Origin of the sequence: Methylophilus sp. Leaf416 (assembly GCF_001424665.1) — a bacterium.
In the GTDB taxonomy this organism is placed as follows: Bacteria; Pseudomonadota; Gammaproteobacteria; order Burkholderiales; family Methylophilaceae; genus Methylophilus.
Genome location: NZ_LMQS01000002.1, coordinates 359106 through 380037 on the forward strand (window position 1 = coordinate 359106; position 20932 = coordinate 380037).

The 20932-nt window shown below is 46.3% G+C and carries 19 protein-coding genes; 6 read left to right on the forward strand and 13 right to left on the reverse strand.

Features of this window, described 5'->3' with window-relative positions; genetic code table 11:
* Nucleotides 1–47 precede the first annotated feature (47 nt).
* Nucleotides 48–1394: a diguanylate cyclase domain-containing protein gene (locus tag ASG34_RS06575; protein WP_055828334.1), complete on the reverse strand. Its 1347-nt coding sequence runs from the start codon at nucleotides 1392–1394 to the stop codon at nucleotides 48–50.
* A 391-nt stretch (nucleotides 1395–1785) separates the two neighbouring features.
* Between ASG34_RS06575 and ASG34_RS13825 the strand changes: the two genes are divergently transcribed.
* Complete coding sequence (locus ASG34_RS13825; RefSeq protein ID WP_235559692.1) at nucleotides 1786–3708, forward strand: diguanylate cyclase domain-containing protein; 1923 nt, start codon at nucleotides 1786–1788, stop codon at nucleotides 3706–3708.
* A gap of 65 nt (nucleotides 3709–3773) precedes the next feature.
* Here ASG34_RS13825 and ASG34_RS06590 read toward each other — a convergent pair whose 3' ends face one another.
* The 6 genes from ASG34_RS06590 to ASG34_RS06610 all read right to left on the reverse strand — a co-directional run bounded on the left by ASG34_RS06590 (nucleotide 3774) and on the right by ASG34_RS06610 (nucleotide 10634).
* A complete protein-coding gene (locus ASG34_RS06590) occupies nucleotides 3774–6878 on the reverse strand; it encodes an efflux RND transporter permease subunit (RefSeq protein WP_055828336.1) in 3105 nt (1034 codons plus the stop codon).
* 9 nt (nucleotides 6879–6887) lie between these two features.
* The gene (locus ASG34_RS06595) at nucleotides 6888–8108 is read right to left on the reverse strand and encodes an efflux RND transporter periplasmic adaptor subunit (RefSeq protein ID WP_055828339.1); all 1221 of its coding nucleotides are present in this window, start codon (nucleotides 8106–8108) and stop codon (nucleotides 6888–6890) included.
* 12 nt (nucleotides 8109–8120) lie between these two features.
* Nucleotides 8121–9425 (reverse strand): TolC family protein, encoded by a 1305-nt coding sequence (locus ASG34_RS06600; protein WP_235559693.1) that lies wholly within the window; start codon nucleotides 9423–9425, stop codon nucleotides 8121–8123.
* Nucleotides 9426–9500: 75 nt separating this feature from the next.
* Nucleotides 9501–9851 carry a hypothetical protein gene (locus ASG34_RS06605; protein ID WP_055828341.1) on the reverse strand — a complete coding sequence of 117 codons (351 nt, stop codon included), beginning with the start codon at nucleotides 9849–9851 and terminating at the stop codon, nucleotides 9501–9503.
* A gap of 255 nt (nucleotides 9852–10106) precedes the next feature.
* Nucleotides 10107–10277, reverse strand: a complete 171-nt coding sequence (locus ASG34_RS13970) for a DUF3309 family protein (protein WP_156376458.1) — start codon at nucleotides 10275–10277, stop codon at nucleotides 10107–10109.
* A 150-nt stretch (nucleotides 10278–10427) separates the two neighbouring features.
* Complete coding sequence (locus ASG34_RS06610; protein ID WP_055828344.1) at nucleotides 10428–10634, reverse strand: hypothetical protein; 207 nt, start codon at nucleotides 10632–10634, stop codon at nucleotides 10428–10430.
* Nucleotides 10635–10910: 276 nt separating this feature from the next.
* On the opposite strand from ASG34_RS06610, the gene ASG34_RS13975 reads away from it, so the two are divergent.
* Complete coding sequence (locus ASG34_RS13975; RefSeq protein ID WP_156376459.1) at nucleotides 10911–11087, forward strand: hypothetical protein; 177 nt, start codon at nucleotides 10911–10913, stop codon at nucleotides 11085–11087.
* A 122-nt stretch (nucleotides 11088–11209) separates the two neighbouring features.
* On the opposite strand, the gene ASG34_RS06615 is transcribed toward ASG34_RS13975, so the two are convergent.
* On the reverse strand, nucleotides 11210–11515 hold the full coding sequence (locus tag ASG34_RS06615) for a hypothetical protein (RefSeq protein WP_055828346.1): 306 nt from the start codon (nucleotides 11513–11515) through the stop codon (nucleotides 11210–11212).
* Nucleotides 11516–11707: 192 nt separating this feature from the next.
* Here ASG34_RS06615 and ASG34_RS06620 point away from each other — a divergent pair, with 192 nt between their 5' ends.
* The 3 genes from ASG34_RS06620 (at nucleotide 11708) to ASG34_RS06630 (ending at nucleotide 14973) form a co-directional block, all read left to right on the forward strand.
* Nucleotides 11708–12412 (forward strand): DUF2490 domain-containing protein, encoded by a 705-nt coding sequence (locus ASG34_RS06620; protein WP_055828348.1) that lies wholly within the window; start codon nucleotides 11708–11710, stop codon nucleotides 12410–12412.
* A 149-nt stretch (nucleotides 12413–12561) separates the two neighbouring features.
* Nucleotides 12562–13044 carry a DUF421 domain-containing protein gene (locus tag ASG34_RS06625; protein WP_200934462.1) on the forward strand — a complete coding sequence of 161 codons (483 nt, stop codon included), beginning with the start codon at nucleotides 12562–12564 and terminating at the stop codon, nucleotides 13042–13044.
* A 336-nt stretch (nucleotides 13045–13380) separates the two neighbouring features.
* Nucleotides 13381–14973 (forward strand): EAL domain-containing protein, encoded by a 1593-nt coding sequence (locus ASG34_RS06630; protein ID WP_055828349.1) that lies wholly within the window; start codon nucleotides 13381–13383, stop codon nucleotides 14971–14973.
* Between the two features lie 46 nt (nucleotides 14974–15019).
* Here ASG34_RS06630 and ASG34_RS06635 read toward each other — a convergent pair whose 3' ends face one another.
* The 3 genes from ASG34_RS06635 to ASG34_RS13830 all read right to left on the reverse strand — a co-directional run bounded on the left by ASG34_RS06635 (nucleotide 15020) and on the right by ASG34_RS13830 (nucleotide 16673).
* Nucleotides 15020–15973, reverse strand: a complete 954-nt coding sequence (locus ASG34_RS06635; RefSeq protein WP_055828352.1) for a PA2778 family cysteine peptidase — start codon at nucleotides 15971–15973, stop codon at nucleotides 15020–15022.
* Nucleotides 15974–16015: 42 nt separating this feature from the next.
* The gene (locus ASG34_RS06640) at nucleotides 16016–16414 is read right to left on the reverse strand and encodes a PA2779 family protein (RefSeq protein WP_055828355.1); all 399 of its coding nucleotides are present in this window, start codon (nucleotides 16412–16414) and stop codon (nucleotides 16016–16018) included.
* Between the two features lie 103 nt (nucleotides 16415–16517).
* Nucleotides 16518–16673, reverse strand: coding sequence for a DUF3309 domain-containing protein (locus tag ASG34_RS13830; RefSeq protein WP_082488024.1), 156 nt, complete (start codon nucleotides 16671–16673; stop codon nucleotides 16518–16520).
* Between the two features lie 690 nt (nucleotides 16674–17363).
* Here ASG34_RS13830 and ASG34_RS06645 point away from each other — a divergent pair.
* Complete coding sequence (locus ASG34_RS06645; protein ID WP_055828358.1) at nucleotides 17364–19196, forward strand: GGDEF domain-containing protein; 1833 nt, start codon at nucleotides 17364–17366, stop codon at nucleotides 19194–19196.
* A gap of 352 nt (nucleotides 19197–19548) precedes the next feature.
* Here the strand turns inward: ASG34_RS06645 and ASG34_RS06650 are convergent, their stop codons facing one another.
* The gene (locus ASG34_RS06650; RefSeq protein WP_200934463.1) at nucleotides 19549–20538 is read right to left on the reverse strand and encodes a hypothetical protein; all 990 of its coding nucleotides are present in this window, start codon (nucleotides 20536–20538) and stop codon (nucleotides 19549–19551) included.
* 132 nt (nucleotides 20539–20670) lie between these two features.
* Nucleotides 20671–20826, reverse strand: coding sequence for a DUF3309 family protein (locus tag ASG34_RS13835; RefSeq protein ID WP_082488023.1), 156 nt, complete (start codon nucleotides 20824–20826; stop codon nucleotides 20671–20673).
* Nucleotides 20827–20932: the final 106 nt, after the last annotated feature.

Consider the following 20932-nt stretch of genomic DNA (forward strand, 5'->3'; position numbering starts at 1 on the left):
TTATGGTCGAACTCATTTACATGCTCAATAAGAATTGGCGCTAATCGCTATTTTTGCCAGGAGCTGTATGTGTTGCGGCCTTTTTGTTTGGCCTGGTAAAGCGCAATATCTGCTTGCTTGAATAGCTGTTTCAATGCCACCTCTGAAGTAGGTTCAAACAGGGTCAAGCCAATACTTAGGTGCACAGAAATCTCATGTCCGTGAATATGCATAGGCTTTTTAAACACGCTTAAAAGTTTGGTTGCCACTTTAACCAGGCTATCTTCCGAGTGCTGATCCCTGGCCACAATCACGAATTCATCGCCACCAATCCGGCTGACAGTGTCAACATCGCGGATATTACTTTTCAGTAAGTTAGCAACTGTTTTGATCACTTCATCGCCGACATCATGGCCAAAATTATCATTGATACTTTTGAAGTGATCGACATCGAGTGCTATCAGGCCAAACCTTTTATTAAAGCGCTTGGCTTCCGAATGCACATAATTAAGCCGGTTTTCCAGCGACCGACGGTTCGGCAGGCCGGTGAGGCTATCCATCAGCGCACCTTCAGAGAGGTAATAGCGCTCCTTGGCAAAAAAGTAAGCAAACAGGCCTACTAGCACGCTGAAAAATAAACTTAGCCACACCCCAAACTTGCGGTCATGCAAGTTATGGATTTTCTTGTTTTCAATTACCCATTCCCATTTACCGTTAGGTACCCGGCTTTCCTGAATGTAGGCATGTTTTTGGTTGAACAGCCTGGGGTCGCCATAAAACACATGTTTGTCTTCCGCGGTTCTGATCGCAAACTCAAACTCGCTGCTGCAGTTGTTTTTGAAAGCTGCATCCAGAAATCCATTGGTATCGATGACCGTAGAAATAATGCCCCAATACTTGCCATCAACAAAAATCGGAAACCGGTAAATCATGCCGCTGCCGCCCTGGATAAGCGCCAACGGACCATCAAGCACACCTTGCCTTGAGTCTATCGCCAGTTTGACTTTAGGCCATTGCGTAGCGACATCACGGTAGTCGATACCTAAAATTTTCTCATTGGATTTTTCTGGATAGACATAGGTAAGCTTGTAATCTACTGCTACTGCCAGATTCCTGACATGCTGGGCTTGCGCCCATAGATCTGCCAGGATGGCTTGTACTTTTTCGGTCTCAAGATGATTGCGGTAGACTTTGATAAAACTGGATAAACCATTCGAGATGAACAGCAGAGAATTCAGTTCACGGTCCATCTCGGAACGTAGCACATTGCCGTAAGCCGCTGCTTCAAGATAGGCTTCACTTTCGTCTTTTTGCCGCTGGTAATCAAACAAGAAATACCAGAACATAAAAGCCAGTAGCGTTGCCAACAAGCCGACACAAATGCTTTTCTCTGTTTGATTAAGTTTGCGAAACACTGTTCTATTTCACGAATAAAATGATCTGAAACCATTTTATTCTAAAAAATGGATCTTTATTATTACGCAAAAGCACGGTAATCACAGGCTTATTTTTAAATTAGCTACTACGATAAACATAAATTCGCAAGTTTTTAATGAATATCTGTAGTTACTCCATTCATAATGTCCCTGTATAAACCTAAATATGTGTTTAAACCAAGTTTCATTTATGCATTCATCACACTTGCTTTTAACCAAGACAATCATCTCTCGCAATATTAAAACCAATCCGACTATCATCAGTCCAAATTACAAACCAAAGAAAAGCGCTATTAAACTATAGTATTGATGGCTATGTTTTTTTGGCGTATTTTTATATAGTTTGCATGACACCCGTCAGGAGTAAACTGTGTCCATACAAGAAAAAACTGCATCGGAAAAAACAGGCACTGAAAAACTGAGGCTGGAAAAACTAAGGTCATTAGGTTTACTCGATTCAGACCCGGATGAATTTTTTGATTGTATTACGCGGGTGGCGTCCACCATTCTTGGCACCGAGATATCGGTAATCTCGCTGATTGATGAAGACCGGCAGTGGTTCAAATCAAAGCATGGTATCGAACTGTCCGAAACCCCTAGGGACATTTCCTTTTGCACCCATGCTGTGAGCAGCGGCACAGAACTGATCGTTGAAGATGCAACTAACGATGCCAGATTCCTCAGTAACCCCTTAGTAGTCAATGCACCCAACATCCGTTTTTATGCCGGGATCCCGATCAAGAGCATACAAGGTTATTCACTAGGCACCTTATGCGTGATCGGCTGTAAACCTAAACGCCCAAACGCAAGTGAATTGAAGGCATTAAGTGATCTTGCCCAGCTGGCAACCAAAGAGATCCAGTTTCGCGAGCGCATGCTGAGTGCACAAGATACGATTGATCATGCACAGGGTAAATTCCAGAGTGTCTTTGAAAATGCCGGCGCAGGTATTGCCCTGGTCAAGCCCTCAGGACCATGGCTGCAGGTGAATGACGAGCTCTGCAAAATCGTCGATTACACCAGGGAGGAGCTGCTTGGCCTGACTTTCCAGGACATCACGTACCCGGGAGATCTGCACAAAGAGTTGCAGTTGCAGGAGCAGTTGCTAGAAAATAAGATAGACCGCTACCAGCTGGAAAAAAGATATATCAGAAAAGATGGTTCGCTCGTCTGGGTAGAGCTTACAGTCACGAAACAGATGACAGAACGCAATGAAATCGATTACCTGATTGCCATCATCAATGATATCAACGTGGCCAAAGAGACCGAATTTGCGCTAGATGCCTTAAGGAAAACACTGGAAGAAAAAGTCAGCCAACGTACGGATGAACTCAAGCAAGTCAATCAATCACTGTCCCGTGCCTATCAGGAAAAATCAAAATCTGAACAGGAACTACAGAATAAAGAACTTGAACTCAGGACCATTCTGACCAATGCCAATGAAGCATATATCTGCATGGATGCAGAGGGATACATCACCGCCTGGAATAAACAGGCAGAACATACCTTTGGTTGGCTGGAACAAGAAGCGATAGGCCAAAAACTGGAGAAACTGATTATTCCACTCGAATTGAGGCACGCCCACCAGTCTGGCATGAGTCGCTACCTGCAAGAAAAAAACTCCAGAGTAGTCGGCAGCCGCATTGAGCTGGAAGCGTTGCGTAAAGATGGTATACGCATCCCGGTTGAGCTGCAGGTCAATGCGCTGGAAATTAATGGGCAGGTGTTGTTCACCTCTTTTTTACGAGATATCACAGAACGCAAACAGCTGGAAAACCTGCTCAAAAGTGAAGCCAGGAACGACCCGCTCACTGGGCTGGCTAACCGCAGGATACTGGAGGAGTTGTTGCCAGTGGCTTTCCAAAACGCTAAAAGTCACCAGACTTACCTGGCACTGGTATTTATCGACCTGGATGGCTTTAAATTAATCAATGACACGTATGGCCATCAGGCTGGAGACCAGCTCCTACGGGAGGTCGCTAACCGCATCAACCGATGCACCAGGACTTCTGACACTGTGGTCAGATACGCGGGGGATGAGTTTGTGATTGTGCTGGAAAACCTCAAAAATAAAGAGGATACCAACAGGATTTCCGCCAATATCCAGAAAATGATTGCCGAGCCGGTACAGATAGGTGACCAGCAACTGAATATCACCCTAAGTATAGGCATAGCCTACTATGGCGGCCTGCAACCGCAACAAATAGAGCCACTGGAGTTGATCAGACGGGCTGATAAAGCCATGTACACGGCCAAAAAGAATGGCAAAAACGGCACAGTCATTATTGATTAGCGGCTACTTGCAAAAGCCTGGACAGATGTGAGCGCTGGTGTTTAAAAGTCAGTGTTCACTCCTGGTTAATTGCTTTGGCTTTTAGCATTCTCGGTTTCCATCCAATCATAGACTACCGGCAGGCATATCAACGTTAAGACGGTAGCTGTGAATAGCCCACCAATCACCACAATCGCTAATGGCCGCAGGATTTCTGAACCCACGCCGGTAGCTAGCACAAACGGAATTAGCCCGAAAATCTCCACCATCGCTGTCATCATCACTGGCCGCAAACGCAAGGCCGTACCTTCAAGTACCGCTTCCCGAATGTTTTTCCCCTCAGCGCGCAAACTGTTGATGAATGAAACCAGCACAATCCCGTTCAACATCGCGACGCCAAATACAGCAATAAAGCCGATCGCAGCCGGCACTGAAAGATACTGTCCGGAGATGGCCAGCGAAAATATGCCGCCCATGGCGGCAAAAGGCACATTGGTGAGTATCAACCCGGCATAACGAACAGAATTAAACGCGGTATATAACAGCACAAAAATCAGGCCTATTGTCAGTGGCACAATGATTGCCAGTTTAGTAAGTGCGCGTTGCTGGTTTTCGAACGCGCCGCCCCACTCTATCCAGTAGCCTGCTGGCAACATCACATGTTGATTGATACCGGCTTGTGCCTCCTTCACGAAACCATCAATGTCACGCCCTTGTACATCCATTTGAATGACTGCATAACGTTGCAATTGCTCACGACGGATAAAGGCATAACCTTCTTCTGTGCTCAATGTCGTCACCTGCGAGAGTGGAATCAATGCGCCTTGTGCTGTCGGTATGGGGATGTCGCCGATGGCTTTGAGATTATCCCGATACGCGGGCGGAAACCATACCTGGATCGCAAAGCGCTTAATGCCATCAAGCACAGTTGACACCGGCTTGCCACCAATGCCGGATTGCACAATCTGTAATACATCATCTGCGTTGATCCCGTAGCGGGCGATCGCTTCGCGGTTTACTTCGATAGTTAATTGCGGTTTTCCCAAGTTAGCTTCTAACGCCAGGTCAGTCACGCCATCCACTTTTTCTATCGTGCTTTTCACCTGGTTAGCAATACGGTCTATGGTTGCCAGGTCATCGCCATACACTTTTGCAGACAAGGTTGCCCTGACCCCGGAAATTAATTCTTCAACCCGCATTTGTATCGGTTGGGTAGCGGCTATCACCGCCTCGGGCACTTGCTTTTCCAACTGTGACTGCAGTTTCTGGGCAAGTTGCTGGTAGCTGATTTTCTGCGGCCAGGCGGATACCGGGTGTAAATGGACCAGGATTTCCATGTAGTTTACATCCGCAATTTCGCCTTTTTCAGCCCGCCCTATCATGGCGACACTGCCTTTCACTTCCGGCATATTTTTCAGGCTTTGATAAACACGGTCTGACACCGAAATCGACTGATCCAGTGAGGCTGAAGGAATACTGGTGACCCTGAACAAAATATCCTGCTCCTGCAAATTGGGCATAAACGACTTGCCCAAAAACTGGAACATGACAATTGCGACCAAAAATGCGAGCGCGGTCACAGCGACAATCACTTTGCTATGGCCCAGGCTCCATTGCAACGTTCTTAGATAAACAGGTTTACAGTAACGAATCAACCAAGGGTCTTTTTCAATATGCACTTTCTGTTGCTTAAGCACTAGTGATGAAAGCACAGGGATCAGCGTCAGTGTCAGCAGCATTGACCCTATCATGGCAAATGTCATATTGATCGCCAGGGGTTTGAACAGCTTGCCTTCAAGACCCGTCAGCGAAAATATCGGCAGGAACACCACCATAATAATCAATACCCCAAACGCAATCGGGTGGATGACCTCCTGGCTAGCTTGCAATATCACCTGGGATTTATTCACAGAGTTTCCGGCATGCTGCGCCAATCGCCGGAAACAATTCTCCACCAGTACCAGAGGCCCATCGATGGTCATGCCGACACCAATAATCAGCCCACCCAGTGACATCAGGTTGGCCGAGACACCGTATTGTTCCATCAGGATAAACGCAATTAATCGTCCCAAAGGAATAGCAACCACAACGACCAGTGCAGCGCGCACTTCACCCAATAACAGGAAAAGCACGGCGATGACCAGCAGCGCGCCCTCTAGCATGGCGCGGTCTGCCATATGAATCGCCTTGTCAATTATCGCCGTGCGGTCATATACCGTTTCCAGCGTCACATTTTTAGGCAGTGCCTCTTTTACCAGTGCCAGCTTTTGCTTGGCTGCATTCACTACCTGCTGGGCATTTTCACCCAGGCGGGCCAGCACCATCCCCATGACGACTTCCTTGCCATCTTGGGTGACCGCGCCAACGCGTAAGCCGGGGCCTTCCACGACGGTAGCAATGTTTTCGATATAGACCGGAACGCCCTGATGTTCAGCCACGACAATTTTCTGTATATCGTGCGTATTTTTGACCAGGCCCAATCCGCGTACCAGAAACTGTTCCTGACCGACATTGATAAACTGACCGCCCACTTGCCGGTTATTGGCGGTGAGCCGCTCAACCACCTGGGCAAAAGTTAAGCCATATTTAAACAGTTTTTGCGGATCTATCTGCACCTGGAATTGTTTTTCCTGACCACCCCATGAGGTAATGTCATCCACTCCCGGCGCAGTGCGCACCATCATACGCACTGTCCAATCCTGCAAAGTACGCAGCTCCATGGCATTCATGGTGTCCGACTTTAAGGTATACCAAAGCACTTGCCCCAAGCCTGAAGTGTTAGGTCCCAGGGTTGGCTCGCCATAGCCCGCGCCACCATCACCCATCGTAATGCGCGACTTCACCTCTGCCAGTTTTTCGCTCACCAGAAAGCGTGCCTGCTGGATATCCGTATGATCTTTGAAATAAACGCTGACATACGACAAGCCGAACAAAGAAACCGAACGGATGTGCTCAATACCCTTGAGTCCGGCCAATGCACTTTCCACCGGGAAGGTGACTAGCTTTTCAACGTCTTCCGAAGCCAGGCCTGGCGATTCCGTATATATATTTACCTGCGCCGGGGTAACATCCGGAAAAGCATCCAGCGGCACATTCTGCCAGGCTCTAACCCCGAAAAAGACCAGCAATAGTGAAGCCAGAATCACCAGCAGCCGGTAACGCAGCGACGTTTCTAATATCCAATGAAGCATACGCGCCCCTTAGTGTTCATCGCTGATTTGTGATTTAAGTTGCCGTGCTTTCAGGGCATAAACACCCGCTTGCGCGATATCTTCACCCTCGCGCAGGCCGCTTTTAATTTCCACATTGGCATTCACGCGCTGACCTGGCTCGACCGGCCTGGCTTCAAACGTATACTGATGCCCGTCTTTATTTTGCACAATATAAACATAAGGAACACCCTGGATCACCACCACCGCATCATTCGGAATCACCAGCGCTTCCCTGGCGGCCGTATGACTGAGGACAGCGGTAGCAAACATATCAATGCGTAATTTGCGCTCGGGGTTGGGTAATTCAATACGCGCTTTCACGGTGCGCGTGGCTTTATCGACTATGCTCGCCAGGTAACCGACTTTGCCGGAAAAGGTTTCTTCAGGATAAGCACTGACGCTAACGGTAGCGGTTTTGCCTATCGATATATCTTTTAAATCACTTTCCGGAATATCTGCCTCAATCCAGACGGTAGACATATCGGCAATGGTGAAAATACTGTCAGTGGTTTTCGCCAGTTCGCCAATCACCGCATTTTTTTCAAGCACAATGCCCACAAATGGCGCGGTCAGCACATACGTAGAGCCGCCGTTTAAGCTGTTTTGTTTATTCAGTCCGCCATACATTCTCAAGCGCTCAGAGTCTGCATAAAAAGCTGACTTTGCTCTCTCCAGCGCAGCTTGCGACTCAATCATCTGCCTCTGCGGCACCACTTTATCGGCATACAAACGTGAGATGCGTTCATAGTTTGCTTGTGCCAGGGACAACTCACTTTTTGAGCTGCGATATTGCGCCCGCGCTTCGCCCATTTGGATACTATCGATTTCGGCCAGTGCCTGCCCTGCTTTCACCTGGTCCCCAAGATTAGCAATCACTTTGGCCAGCTTGCCCTCAATACGTGGCGTAACATGGGCCAGTTTATTCTGGTTGGCAACAATATTGGCTGTGAAAGTGAGTTGATCCTGCAATGGCTGCTTAACAACCGGCGCCACAGAAATACCAAACTGCTGCAACTCGGCCTCGCTGAAAGTGAGTGTTGCTTTAGTTGCCTGATGTCCGCTATTTTCCTGGTGTTGAGTTTTCGATATTGGCTTGTCTGTATGTGCAGATTCCGAATCTCTATCAGGGTGACATGCGCTGAGCAATATTGTTAATAACACCAGCCAAACTGCATTGCTTCGCTGTAATTTAATGAGTGTTTTATGCATTTTTATCCTGCTTTATGGTACTGAAAAAGTCGGCACTGGTAAAACAGGCATCGCCCACCCAGAGATATACTCAAGTTCGATCTGCACCAGCCGCATATCTTTTTGGGCGTCGATAATATCGCGTTGCGCATCTACCGCCTGGCGCTGGAGAATCAGTAATTGCGGCAGGCCGATTTCGCCATTTTCAAAGGCGAGCTTTGCCAGCGTGAGATTTTCTTCCAGTCGTGGATAGACTTCTTTATTTAAACGGCTAATACGCTCGCGGATGTTTTCGCGGCGTACCCAGGCCGCCTGGATCGCCGCTTTCGCATTACGCGTCAATGCAGCACGATTGATTTCAGATTGTGTTAACTCGGCACTGGCACGGCCAATGCCAGCACCATTACGGCGGAAGATGGGTAGCGGCAGCGATAAGCCAAGTAAGGTGATATTGTCATCCCCGGCAACAGTCGCTTCGCGGCTATTGTTGACGCTCACAGTGAGGTCAGGGTAGGTCAGGTTTTTCTGTAATTCTAATCTGGACCGGGCGGCGGATTCCTTGACACCCAATGATTGAATGGCAGGACGGTCAGTTAACTTTTCCAGCAGGTCGCTGAGAGTATAAGCATGGGTCACCGGCATCAACTCCCCTGACACCGCAGGTAATTCTGTTTCACCTAATTGCAAGGTAGCTGCCAGTTGCGCGCGGGCACGCACCAATTGCTCATTCAACGCACTCAGTTGATTGCGCGCACGCTCGAAATCCACTACGGCCAGATTTCCATCGAGCAGGCTGTCTTCACCCGCCTGAACCCGTTTGCGTGATAAAGCGGTATTCTGCTCTATCAGTTTCAGGATCCGCTGTTCCACTTCTATGCGTTTCTGGATAGCCAGCACAGTCACAAACTGCTCTTCCATTTGCGCATGCAGCGTGCGGTATTCTTCAGCAATATCCAGTGCAATGGCTTGCTGGCTTTGTTGCGCGGCATTTCTACGCCAGCCTTGCTGGCCGGCAATTTCAAACGTCTGCGCAATGCCAGCGCCCCACTCCCCGCGCCTGTTGTTGGCGCCAGGTGATTGGGCAATGCTGCGTTGCCGCATATCCATACTGACTACCGGATTATAGTAAAGCAACCCTTTGGCATCCTGATAATCACCGTCAGGAATATTCTGGTTCGCGATCTGGCGCTGTAATTCAGGATTACCTCTGGCAGCAAATTGCCAGGCTTGTTCCAGCGTTAATGGTGCTGCATGTAATGACCCATAGGCGAAGCTGAGTGATAGCCATAAACCAAAACTGACAGCCGTTGCAAGCCGCTGCAACCCTGTCTCAAACATAGGGATAAACACAGTGAATACCTCTCAAAATCAATCATATTTACAGATGCCGAAGGCACCTGACTGACTCATGATTTAGCAGAGGATAGGAGGGCGGTACAGGCCTTGGAGAAAAGGGTGGTTAACCTGAGAGGGAATAGGGAAAGTATAGACACCGGCATCCAGTGCAGGCATAACATGCGCTATTCCATTGGAAACCAATCCAACAATATGCGCTGAAAAATGGCAGGCATGATTGCAGGTTGACTCTTGATGTTGCTGAGAATTTTCCTGCGTTTTTTTCTGTAAATGAACGTCCAGTAATTGGGTATCTTCAGGCGTGAAGATATCGTCAGTTATCACAAGGGGCGACACTGACCACGCTGACGAGCTTAGGATAGAAAGCAGCGCGATCAAAGCCAGAAATTTTTTAAACAATGGATGCATGCGTTTTCAATTTAGCAATTACCAGTTTAATAGTCAAGAAACCTGGTTAAGATTGATACAGATGCGGTGAATGCTAATTCGAATTGCGGAAGCAGCCAAAAAATAATAGGGCGAACATCAGCTTTGCCGAACTCGGATACTTAAGTGAATATTATAGCGTATCCTTATAGCGAGTAATGGCAATACAACTTGAACAATAGTGCTATTCAAAAGAGATTGGCAATAATATGTTCGCCAGGCAGCCTATCGGCAGCACTAAACATCAATAAAGCCTGCCGTAAATGACAGAATAATTAATGCTACGACCACTACACTCATTACGCCTTTGCTTGCATGATATTCAGCCCAGGGAATGTTGTAAGGCAAAGTACGCGCTGCACTGATGGCAGCTAAAACGACAAATACAATAAGCAAGGCACTCATCATAGCGTTCTCCTGCAAATCAATCCTACATCGTTGTTACTGCATGTAGTGTTGAATTTATCTTAATTAATTGGGTGATTCAATCATCGCCAAAATCAAGAAATCCTGCCATACAACTAATGCTGAACTTTTTGTAGGAAAGTTCAGACAACGCTATTCATGTGCATTTTTCAGTGCTTTTGAATGCTTAATCGCCATCGCCTGTTTAACTGTTCGCGTAGCGGATTTTCCTTCCCGCCTCTGGAGATGATATTCACGTAATTTTTCACGTGTTTGGGAATGGTTAGTATCCGATGAGCTTGCATAAGCCTCATCTACTCTGTCGGAATCAAAATAATCTGGATGTAATCTGTCTAGCATATCAATCTCCTTATCAAGAATTGCCAACACATGAATGGTGGATTGTTAGTGCAGGGAAGGTTTTGAAATACTGCAAATAATTAGATCAATTTTACGTGATATGCATGTGCCTAACTGTCAGTCAGTTTATGAAATAGGCGTAGGAATTCTTATCGTATACAAAGCATATTCTTTATCAAAAAATTCTTACATCACATTCAGGGATTTACCTATAAAAACACTGTGCCCAGCGCAGTATTGTGGAACCACTTTCACTATAAACACAGGTATTAAAAAATGTCTTATTCACTCATAGAACAGCATTTTTTCGGGCAACAGGACGACACTCATCATCCGGTATTTCCTGAAGAAACCCATAAGCCGATAAAACCTAATCCGGACACCCCATATGAGCCAACTGAACCTGCCGAACCTGATATCCAGCCAGACATCATTGGCGACAATACACAATGATGGTTGAGTCACTCACATAAATGGCATTCACTTTGAATGCCACCATAATGTATGCATGTTCAATGCTCAATAGGTTTGTATAGTTACTAACTAGCATCGATAAATATCTATGAATTCTGCTCTTAGGTTGTTTGCTGTTTGGCTGAAGCGTAACCAGCTTCAGTCAGCCTGAAAGCATCATCCAGCGGAGTGATCCATTCCTGTTTTTTTGCATATTCAATCCCACTCACCATATCTTCTTCGCTTTTTTGTTTGTCATACCAGACGCCACTTAACTTGTTCGTCAGCAATGCTTCACCCGTAAGTAATTTGAAATGGTTCACAAAAATACTTATTAGTAACTGTGCATTCTGTTCTGGCGTATTTAGCTTATCTGTTTCAACAGCGTTATTAGGTTCAGTTTTATCAATTTGTGATTCTCCGCACATATTCACTCTCCTCAGATTTGGTTGGTTATAAAACTATCTTGCCCTGCTGATTAAGAAGTCGCTATGCCCATCTTGCTGAATTGCCTGTAGGAATGTTCAGACAAAATACTGACGTTGAATAAAGCAAATTAAGATTTAATTCAGCTGCATGGCATACACTTTTTCTTAAACAGAAAGAGGAAAAGTCTCGCCATGACAAAACGTACTTCAACTATTGCTCCTGCATTGAGAATACTTATTTTGACTTCAGTCTCTCTTATCTCAATCAAGGCTGATGCTGGCCTCAAAGAAGATAGTGGCTACTGGTTTAATCTGCGTATGCAGGGTGAATTACCGGTTCAGAATTTTTATTGGGATATGGATATCAACCCGCGATGGCGGAATGAGGGAAAGCACTTGGATAATCTTTATTTGCGCCCGGCCGTGTTTTACAAACCGGATTCAAAAACCAGCCTTTGGCTGGGTCACGATACGATAGCCAGTCATCCGGATGGAAAATCTTCTTACCAGGAAAATCGCTGGTGGCAGCAGTTCCAGTATCAATTCGATCCTGTCCAATCAATCACTTTTACCAACCGCAGCCGACTGGAAGAGCGAACCCGCGAAGGTTTTCATGACACAGGACATAGGTTGCGGCAAATGTTTAGGGCCTCCAAGGCGTTGACGAATTATCCTGCGCTCTCTTATGTGATGTCCGATGAATTGTTTGTCAACGTGGACCAAACTGATTGGGGCGCACATCGTGGCTTAGACCAGAACCGTCTCTTTGTAGGGGCTAACTGGAAAGTAAATAAGCGCTGCACACTGGAGACCGGCTATCTTAACCAGATAGTGAATAAAACTACCCACAATCTCGAAAACCATGTCATTAGTACAACAGTAGGTTTCAAATTCTAAGATTGATATTTTTCTGTCTTTGCTTAAACCAGGATTTATTTTCAGTACTTTCCTACAGTACTTTGCGCCGAATCTGACAATGCAATTGCTTGCAGTTTTGTAGCATGCAGGAGAGGCAAGTCCTCAATACTAAACAGGGGTTTAAAAAGATGGATTTCTCTGCATTTCATTTAACCGTTCCGCTATGGGAGATCATCCTCAGAGGCTCGGTGGTTTACTGGTTTTTATTCCTGATCTTCAGATCTATCTTGCGTCGCAGCATGGGGAGCGTCGGCGTCAGTGATTTCCTGTTTGTGGTGATTATTGCGGATGCTTCACAAAACGCTATGAGTGGCGATTCCAAATCTATTTCCGATGGTCTGGTACTCATTGCAGTTTTAGTATTCTGGAACATGTTGATTGACTGGCTCAGCTTCAAATACAAATGGGTAAGGAGAATGGTAGAAGCGCCGCCACTGGTACTGATAAAAAATGGCGTGTTGCAACTGCGCGAAATGAGAAAGGAATTTGTCACCAAAGATGAAATTATGGCCAAATTAAGAGAAGAAGGTATAGGCCAAGTTTCAGAGGTTAAACAAATGCAAATCGAGATGGATGGAGAAATCAGCGTTGTCCGCTATGAAGAAAATTGATTTCAGTACGCTTGCATACAGCCAGTTTTTACTACTAAACCCTATAAAATAAAAAAAATTAACAATTTCATCCTTCTGCACTTCAGACTCGTCAACATGTGCCGATAACTAGACTATAGTGATAATTTGCATAAATATAATTGTCTCTATTAGTTTCAAGAACGATATCCATCAACATTAAAGAAAAAAAATAATTATGTTTATCACTCTTGTGCATCGCGTGCATTCAATCATTTCGAGTTCGCCCACGTTTACCCCTTAATTACCATCGGCCAGCTTTAGGCCGATGTGTATAAACCATGCAGCGATAAGACTGACTTTTGGAAGGGTGCAAAATTGAACAAACTATTAAATATAGGCTGGAGGAACAATAAAGTCCTGACCGGCATTACTGTTTTGCTGATTTTGGTTACAGCCTTTGTTTCGATTTTTTTATCGTTAATGATTGCGCAAAATCAAGCCATCTCAAAAGAAACCAAGCGTCTGCGTGAAGTCACCAATGGGGTTTTGATGCGCATGAATAGTACCCGCACGCAGTTCGCCAATGTCGTTCACCACTTTGAATCCGTCCCGGAACAAGAGGCCTGTGCACCCCGCCATATCAAGAAAATGCAGGAATTCAATATCGCCGGTTTTTTCCTGCAGGCAGTGGCTCATGTCAAAGATAACCGTATCGTATGCTCCTCGATTGCAGAAGTATTTGATGGTGTTTCCCTCGGCAACCCTTCCAGAATTGAGCCGGATGGCACCAGGTTATACGCCAATCTGAAAGTGTCCGATTGGCAAAACCATCATCTGGTAGTGATGGAAAAAGCCGGATGGGCCATTGTACTTGTGCCTAGTCACGCGATTGAGGCATTGGGTAGTACCGATGTTTCAGTGGCCATTTTTGGTATACAGGAACATAAACTGTATACCTCAAGAGGCGAGATCGCACCCGAGTGGTTAAAAACCTACCAAGGTAAGCAAGCACTTACTTTTATTGATAAAGAACGTCACATGCTGGTGTATATCGCGCCTAACAAGCTGAATTTAACCGGCGTGGTTGCCGCCATACCATTGAAGGATATTCATGATGATCTGGTTTCCTTCATCCAGATACTGATCCCGCTGGCAATGTTGGTGGGGGTATCGCTTGGTGGCATTTTCATTTACATGCAAAGAACCAGGTACTCAACCAAATCTGCCATTTTGAAAGGACTGGCCAAAAACGAGTTTTACCTGGAATACCAGCCAATTATAAACCTGGAAAATAAACGCTGCGTCGGGGCAGAGGCATTGATTAGATGGAGAACGCCGGACAATACCTTTATCAGCCCGGATACATTTATCCCTGCCGCAGAAGCCTCGGGTGTCATATGCCAAATTACGAAGCGGGTGTTTGAGCTAGTGGCAAAAGATATGCACACAGCATTAAACATGCACAAACACTTTCACGTAGGCATTAATATTTCATCGCATGACATTCGTTCTGGTGCATTGATGCCGATGATAGAAACCCTTAAAAAATCGACGGGCGCCAAAGGCAATCAAATATTGATTGAAGTCACAGAACGTGGTTTTCTTGATGATGAAGCAGCATTGACTACTATCAAAAATATCCGTGAATGTGGCGTAATGGTAGCGATTGATGATTTCGGGACCGGCTATTCCAGCTTGTCGTACCTGACCAAATTCCAGCTGGACTACCTTAAAATCGACAAGACGTTTGTCGACTCTGTTGGCACTGATGCCGTCACCAGCCACGTCGCTTTCCATATTATTGAAATGGCTAAAACCTTACAACTGGGTATGGTCGCTGAAGGCGTGGAAACAGAGGAACAGGCGAAGATATTACAAGAGCGCGGGGTTCAATATGTGCAAGGCTGGCTATTCTCAAAATCATTAAAAAGAAAAGATTTTTATGCTTATCTTGATAAGCATACTTGATTAAGGACTTTTTACAGACTTGGAAAAACGCTGCTTTGTGATTGATTTATTTCTTCTGCTGACGGATTTCAAGCAAAGTCTGGGTAATTTGCGATTTCAACTTTTCATTCTCCCCCGCGAGCGTCAGGCCTTTGGTGGCAGCGGATTCGGCTTGTATGAATTGTTTCTGCGCCAGTAACACATTGGCCAAATTATTATAGGCAGCAGCGGATTCTGGACGGACTTCAGTAGCATGTTTAAAACTGGAAGCCGCTAAAGGCAAATCACCTGTGGCATAGGCTGCATTTCCCAAACCTATCAATAACACCAAGTGATCAGGCCATTGTTGCACGGCGGCATAGTAAGCTGTTTTTCTCGCTGGAGCAGGCGCATTCTTTTCGTAAGCAACCAGCGCTTTGGCGATTTCATCTGCTTCAACACTCACTGGCAACTGCCCCGGCGGTAAAGCCACAAAAGCCCAATGTTCGCTACGGGCCCAGGTGCGTTGAAAAGCACTGAGCGACATTTCCTGGCGTTTATAGGGACCTGAACGAAGCCATACCAGTTCTTTATCTGCATCATAGCCAACCACTACTGCATAGTGCCAGGAGGGTATCCATGAAAATCCCAGGTTCTGCATCACGACCACTACATGGCCTGCAGCGATTTCCTGCATGATTGCTTCGAGTTTTGGAGGTATTTGTACCGAGACTGCACCATGGCGTCTGGCTGCGGCCAGCATTTCAATTTGCAGACTGCCTTGCCGGCTGGGCACATAGACTTCCGGGGTCAACTGTTCTGGGGTGACTGAAATATTGACTGCGGTCAAAGCAGTTGCCAATGCGGCTGGACCACACTGGTATTGCTCCTGCGGAAAGAAAGGGGTTTGGATGAGCTCAGCCCGGCGCGGCAGCTGTGAATGCTTGGTCGCTTCACGTACGCCAGGGGCAGCACACGCTGTTAGCAGGCACAAAAAAGCCAGCATGCTTAAATAATACAGTCTGGCTTTGATGTTACCCATTTTAACTACTCATCTCGCAATTATTAGCGAGATGATAATGCATTAGCGCACTGAACGTGTAAACGGGAAGATTTTGGTGAAACCGAGGATATCAGTCAGCAATAATACGAGGAACACCAACACGACCGCACCAATAATGCCGCCGCCTGCTGGCGCTTTATCCAATTGAGTTGCCAGTGAATTGGCTTCTTCATCTGTCAGCGTTGCAACGCGTGATTTGGCTTCAGCCGGGTCAATACCGCGTGCTTCCAATGCTGATTGCATATCGTCACGGGAAAGCATAGCAACAATCTTCGCGCGGTCTTGCTCACCTTTAACGGTGATAGCCGATTCCGCCACCTGATCGGTACTCACCATGGCCGCCTGCACTGTTTGAATGGAGCCTGTGAAGAAAATTGAAAGTGCCACAAAGGCACTTAAAAAACGTTTAGCCATGATCATGATATGTTTCCTCATTTGAATTAATTAAAATAGTTTGAAAAAATGATTGCTTTAGCAGATTACAAAGAATTGGCTTAGAAAATGAATTCTAAGCCAATCGAATTTATAACCTTCCGGTAAGTGCCAGTATCAAAATGATGAGTACCACTAAACCGAGCCCGCCACTTGGGTAGTAACCCCAGCCGCTACTGTAGGGCCAGGCTGGCAGAGCCCCGATTAAAGCAAGAATTAGAATCACAAGCAGCACAGTTCTCAGCATCGCGCGGTCTCCTAGACAGATAGTATTGCCAATCAGGCAATTTTAATTTGAGTTATTTACTAATCGAGGCTCAATCATGGCGCCCTGTCAGCAAACACGCCATGCAAGTATGGCTGAATTATTTGTAGGAATAGTCTGATACAAACTTGACTCTGTAGATATGAATCCGATTGGTGATGCTGGTGGCCGGAATTACTCCATATCTCCTGATGAAAGTGAGCGGTAGCAATTTCATATGCTCTTCGCCCACCCCTCTCTGTGCAAGAGTAGTAGCACATGGCAGATAGGCAAGGTAACTGAAGCCATGCCTAACCTTGCTATTAACATGTTGGGCTACACACTATGAAGGCGCCGAAGCCAAATCGGTTCGCGCAAGGCACCTGTGCATCACGCACCATGAAGACTTGTTTAGGCAGGATTTCTGGAAGACTAGCTGTTTTTGTATGTAAGACCTCAATTTTGAGGCCTTTTGTATGTTCGCAAGCAATCAAAGATACCCGTGTTTATCTGGTTAACATCTTCCACCTAATTTTGAATTTTTTGTGAAATCGACCAAATTCCGGGTTTAGGGTTTAAGTTAGCGAAATTAATTAACGTTATTGCTATTAAATTGAAATCAAATAATAAATAGCGATGCTCGCATATACCCATTACCTACCCATGAACTCCACACCACCATCTCTCGCGAATATGGCCCTCGCAAACCTGGCCTATAGTTGGGGGGCCAAATGGGGAGACGACCAGCTAACACGTTTTTCTGCAGGCCTGGACCCAGAGTCACGAACCATCGTCGAGATTTTAAAAAGCCGCAGTCTGACCTCGGTTTACCAACCTATTGTGTCGTTGAACAGTGCGGATATTTATGGATTTGAAGGCCTGATCCGCGGCCCGGCAGGGACTAGCCTACACGCGCCGCTACATCTGTTTGAAGCAGCCAAGGAGCGTGACTACCTTTCGGAAATGGAGCATCTCAGTCGCCAAATCGTGCTCGAAAATTACGCGGCCACCTGCAAGACGCGCAAGCTTTTTCTCAACAGCACGCCGGAGATGCTGTTGATGTCGGCGCCCAACAAAGGCGAAACTCTGGCCTACCTTGCCAGCCTTGGGCTGGAACCGAAACAGATTATTATTGAAGTGACCGAGCAGACCCGCAATATGGATTACGGCCAGTTGCGAGAAGCGGTACAGCTATACCGCAACATAGGCTTTGAGATTGCAATGGATGATCTGGGTGAGGGCTTTTCCAGCTTGCGCCTGTGGTCAGAGCTGAAGCCTGACTATGTGAAAATCGACAAGCACTTCATCCGCAACATTCACCTGGACCAGGTCAAGTTTGAATTCGTCCGCTCCATACAGCAGATAGCCCAGAACTCAGGTGCCAAAGTCATCGCCGAAGGCATTGAAGCCTTTGAAGAACTGAGTATCATCAAAGACCTGAAAATTGATTTTGGCCAGGGGTATTACCTTGGCCGGCCAGAAGCTGACCTGATACAGTCGATTGATGCAGATATAAAAAAACAGCTGGTGCGCAACACACTACACCTTTATCAGAACAGCTATATCGCACTCGACCACCGTTCCAATGTCAGCAAACTGCTGAAATACATTCCGCCGATACAAGCGGACATGACCAATAACGAGGTGATGCGCGTGATTGATGCGGACAGCAATATTCACATGCTACCAGTTGTAAACGGTGAAACACCCATCGGCCTGATTACCCGCTACACCATGATAGATAACCTGGCGCGGCCTTACCGCCGGGAGTTATATGGTAACCGCCGCTGCGCAGAGACGTTTATGGATCCGCATCCGCTGATCGTCGAAAAATCCATGAGCCTGAAAGCTTTGAGTGACATTATCGCTGAAGAGGCACAGCATTTCAGCAATGGTTTTATTATTACCGACAATGGCCGCTACCTGGGCATTGGCCGCGGACAGGATTTACTGCGTGAAGTGACACAAATGCAGATCAATGCCGCCCGCTATGCGAACCCGATCACACTATTACCGGGTAACGTCCCCATCAATGAGCAACTGGAAAGATTACTCGCTTCAGAATGCAAATTCAGCGTCTGCTATTTTGACCTGGATACGTTCAAGCCGTATAACGACATCTATGGTTTCAGGCGTGGTGATGAAATCATTAGCTATACCGCAAAATTGTTGCTGAGCAATGTAGACCAGAATTTTGACTTTGTCGGCCATATCGGCGGCGATGATTTTATTGTGATTTTCCAGAGTGAAGACTGGCAGGAACGCTGCAAGAAAATCCTGGCGAGTATGGAAGCAGATATCGCAAACTTCTATGATGAAGCGCACAAAGATGTAGGCGGCATTGTGGCTGAAGACAGGCAAGGAAAAGTGGTGGAATATCCCTTCGTCAGCCTGTCTATTGGTGCAGTTAAAGTGAAACCAGGCAAATTCCGCTCACAGCATGAGTTGTCATCCGCCGTCAGCCTGGCAAAAAAACAGGCTAAAAAAATGCCGGGCAATAGTTTGTTTATTGAACGCAGGCTTTAAAGGAGCACAAGTTATAAAAATGGAAAGCTATAAAAGCAAAAAGGCGAAGCCAGCTTCGCCTTTTCTGATTTAGCGTACGAATAACGCGATCAGGATAATAATTGGAATTGGAACCCCAATGAACCAAAGTAATAATGAACGCATAACAACCTCCTGAACTAATAGTTAACAATCACTTTGCGTATTAACGCACGAACAAAGCAATCAAGATAATCAATGGAATAGGCACGCCTAAAAAGAAAAGTAGTAATGAACGCATGTTAGTTCTCCTGATAATTTAAAAAGCTGGGCCTTAATGATTCACTTCACTTCATTAAACCCCGGCTTGGTCAGCCAGGGTTTCACAAGCTAATTACGCATCACGGCAACGACCGCCCCATGTCGCGGCCAGGCTAGCTGAGAAAGCGCCGATCAACAGGGAAACAAACAACCACAAGCTGATGCCAACTGAAGCTTTGCGAGCTGCATCAGCGGCTTCTTTAGCTTTCACTTCTACTTCTTTGGCTTTGTCCTGCACAGTTGTGTAAATCTGGTTAACGCGTGCTTCAGCTTCCTGCTGGGTTAAACCGGTATGTTGCGAAACCAGTTGCGCAAGGTAAGTTGAGTCTTCAGCAGACAATGCACCATTGGCAATTGAAGTCGCAATGATGCGGCTTACCTCTGCACTAGGAACAGCATCTTGCTGTGGCGCAGTCATGGCAGCATGGTGGTGCGCAGCATTTGAAGATGGATCATGATCCGCAGAATCTGTTGTAGTATTTGCAGGCGCTGGTCTGAACAAAGCATCTACAAAATACGCCGAAGCACCACTTGCCTGATCGCCAGCATCTTCACTAATGCCCGTGTGAGCAGCAGCAACCACACCTGCAGTTGCAGCACCGCCGGCAACGCTGGCAGTGGCTTGCACACCTGTGCTAACAATAGAGCCAATCACCGATGTCAACAGCGCAGCCGTTAGCAATGTAGCAACACCCCAGGCAATAAAGCCATGCGCGGTGTCGCGGAAATAGACCTCATCAGGGTCTGTATCTTGCCATCTAACGCGAAGGCGACCTGTCAAATAGCCACCCAAACCTGAGGCTAGTGCCTGAGTCACAGTGATCCAGATAATCGCAGCAATACCAAAAGTAGCAGCCGTTACACCATCATGTGACCATGGTGAAATAGAGGAAAGACCCAGGCCTGTACCCAGTATGAATAAAATAAGTGAAAGTGCTGCAGCAGCAACCGCGCCAAGCAGGATCGCAGCCCATGAGATTGCGCTCCTGTTAGTCGCATCGACAGAGGTGAGAGTGGTGTTTCGACCCACTAGCGGATCATTTGATAAATTAGCTTGTGCCATGATGTAACTCCAAAATTTATAATTAAAATATTTTTTAAACTGCTAACACCGGTCCACATCTGTGCCTTGCTAACCGGGGAAATCACTTTTCTGGTTAATCAGGTCGTCTATCACTTGGTTGTTTAATTATTTTTAAATTAATCCTGCCAGTGACAAAATCAGCAATAGAACAAGCGCTGAACCTAAAATACCCGTCGGGTAATAACCCCATTTGGTGCTGTATGGCCATGTTGGCAATACAAATAACAATGCAAAAATTAAAAACCCGATCACAACATTACCCAACATGATTCCCTCCAAAACCAGTTACTGAATAAAGGATTGAACTGTTTACGATCACTTCCGTAACTAGCATTAAGCTGCTAAACACGGGAAGTTTCGCTAAAGAGGCTTC

What these genes read in the sequence shown, in the direction of transcription:
- ASG34_RS06590 (WP_055828336.1), bottom strand. Translation starts at nt 6,878, where the DNA reads ATGCTTCATTGGATATTAGAAACGTCGCTGCGTTACCGGCTGCTGGTG.
- ASG34_RS06595 (WP_055828339.1), bottom strand. Translation starts at nt 8,108, where the DNA reads ATGCATAAAACACTCATTAAATTACAGCGAAGCAATGCAGTTTGGCTG.
- ASG34_RS06600 (WP_235559693.1), bottom strand. Translation starts at nt 9,425, where the DNA reads ATGTTTGAGACAGGGTTGCAGCGGCTTGCAACGGCTGTCAGTTTTGGT.
- ASG34_RS06605 (WP_055828341.1), bottom strand. Translation starts at nt 9,851, where the DNA reads ATGCATCCATTGTTTAAAAAATTTCTGGCTTTGATCGCGCTGCTTTCT.
- ASG34_RS13970 (WP_156376458.1), bottom strand. Translation starts at nt 10,277, where the DNA reads ATGATGAGTGCCTTGCTTATTGTATTTGTCGTTTTAGCTGCCATCAGT.
- ASG34_RS06610 (WP_055828344.1), bottom strand. Translation starts at nt 10,634, where the DNA reads ATGCTAGACAGATTACATCCAGATTATTTTGATTCCGACAGAGTAGAT.
- ASG34_RS13975 (WP_156376459.1), top strand. Translation starts at nt 10,911, where the DNA reads ATGTCTTATTCACTCATAGAACAGCATTTTTTCGGGCAACAGGACGAC.
- ASG34_RS06615 (WP_055828346.1), bottom strand. Translation starts at nt 11,515, where the DNA reads ATGTGCGGAGAATCACAAATTGATAAAACTGAACCTAATAACGCTGTT.
- ASG34_RS06620 (WP_055828348.1), top strand. Translation starts at nt 11,708, where the DNA reads ATGACAAAACGTACTTCAACTATTGCTCCTGCATTGAGAATACTTATT.
- ASG34_RS06625 (WP_200934462.1), top strand. Translation starts at nt 12,562, where the DNA reads ATGGATTTCTCTGCATTTCATTTAACCGTTCCGCTATGGGAGATCATC.
- ASG34_RS06635 (WP_055828352.1), bottom strand. Translation starts at nt 15,973, where the DNA reads ATGGGTAACATCAAAGCCAGACTGTATTATTTAAGCATGCTGGCTTTT.
- ASG34_RS06640 (WP_055828355.1), bottom strand. Translation starts at nt 16,414, where the DNA reads ATGATCATGGCTAAACGTTTTTTAAGTGCCTTTGTGGCACTTTCAATT.
- ASG34_RS13830 (WP_082488024.1), bottom strand. Translation starts at nt 16,673, where the DNA reads ATGCTGAGAACTGTGCTGCTTGTGATTCTAATTCTTGCTTTAATCGGG.
- ASG34_RS06645 (WP_055828358.1), top strand. Translation starts at nt 17,364, where the DNA reads ATGGCCCTCGCAAACCTGGCCTATAGTTGGGGGGCCAAATGGGGAGAC.
- ASG34_RS06650 (WP_200934463.1), bottom strand. Translation starts at nt 20,538, where the DNA reads ATGGCACAAGCTAATTTATCAAATGATCCGCTAGTGGGTCGAAACACC.
- ASG34_RS13835 (WP_082488023.1), bottom strand. Translation starts at nt 20,826, where the DNA reads ATGTTGGGTAATGTTGTGATCGGGTTTTTAATTTTTGCATTGTTATTT.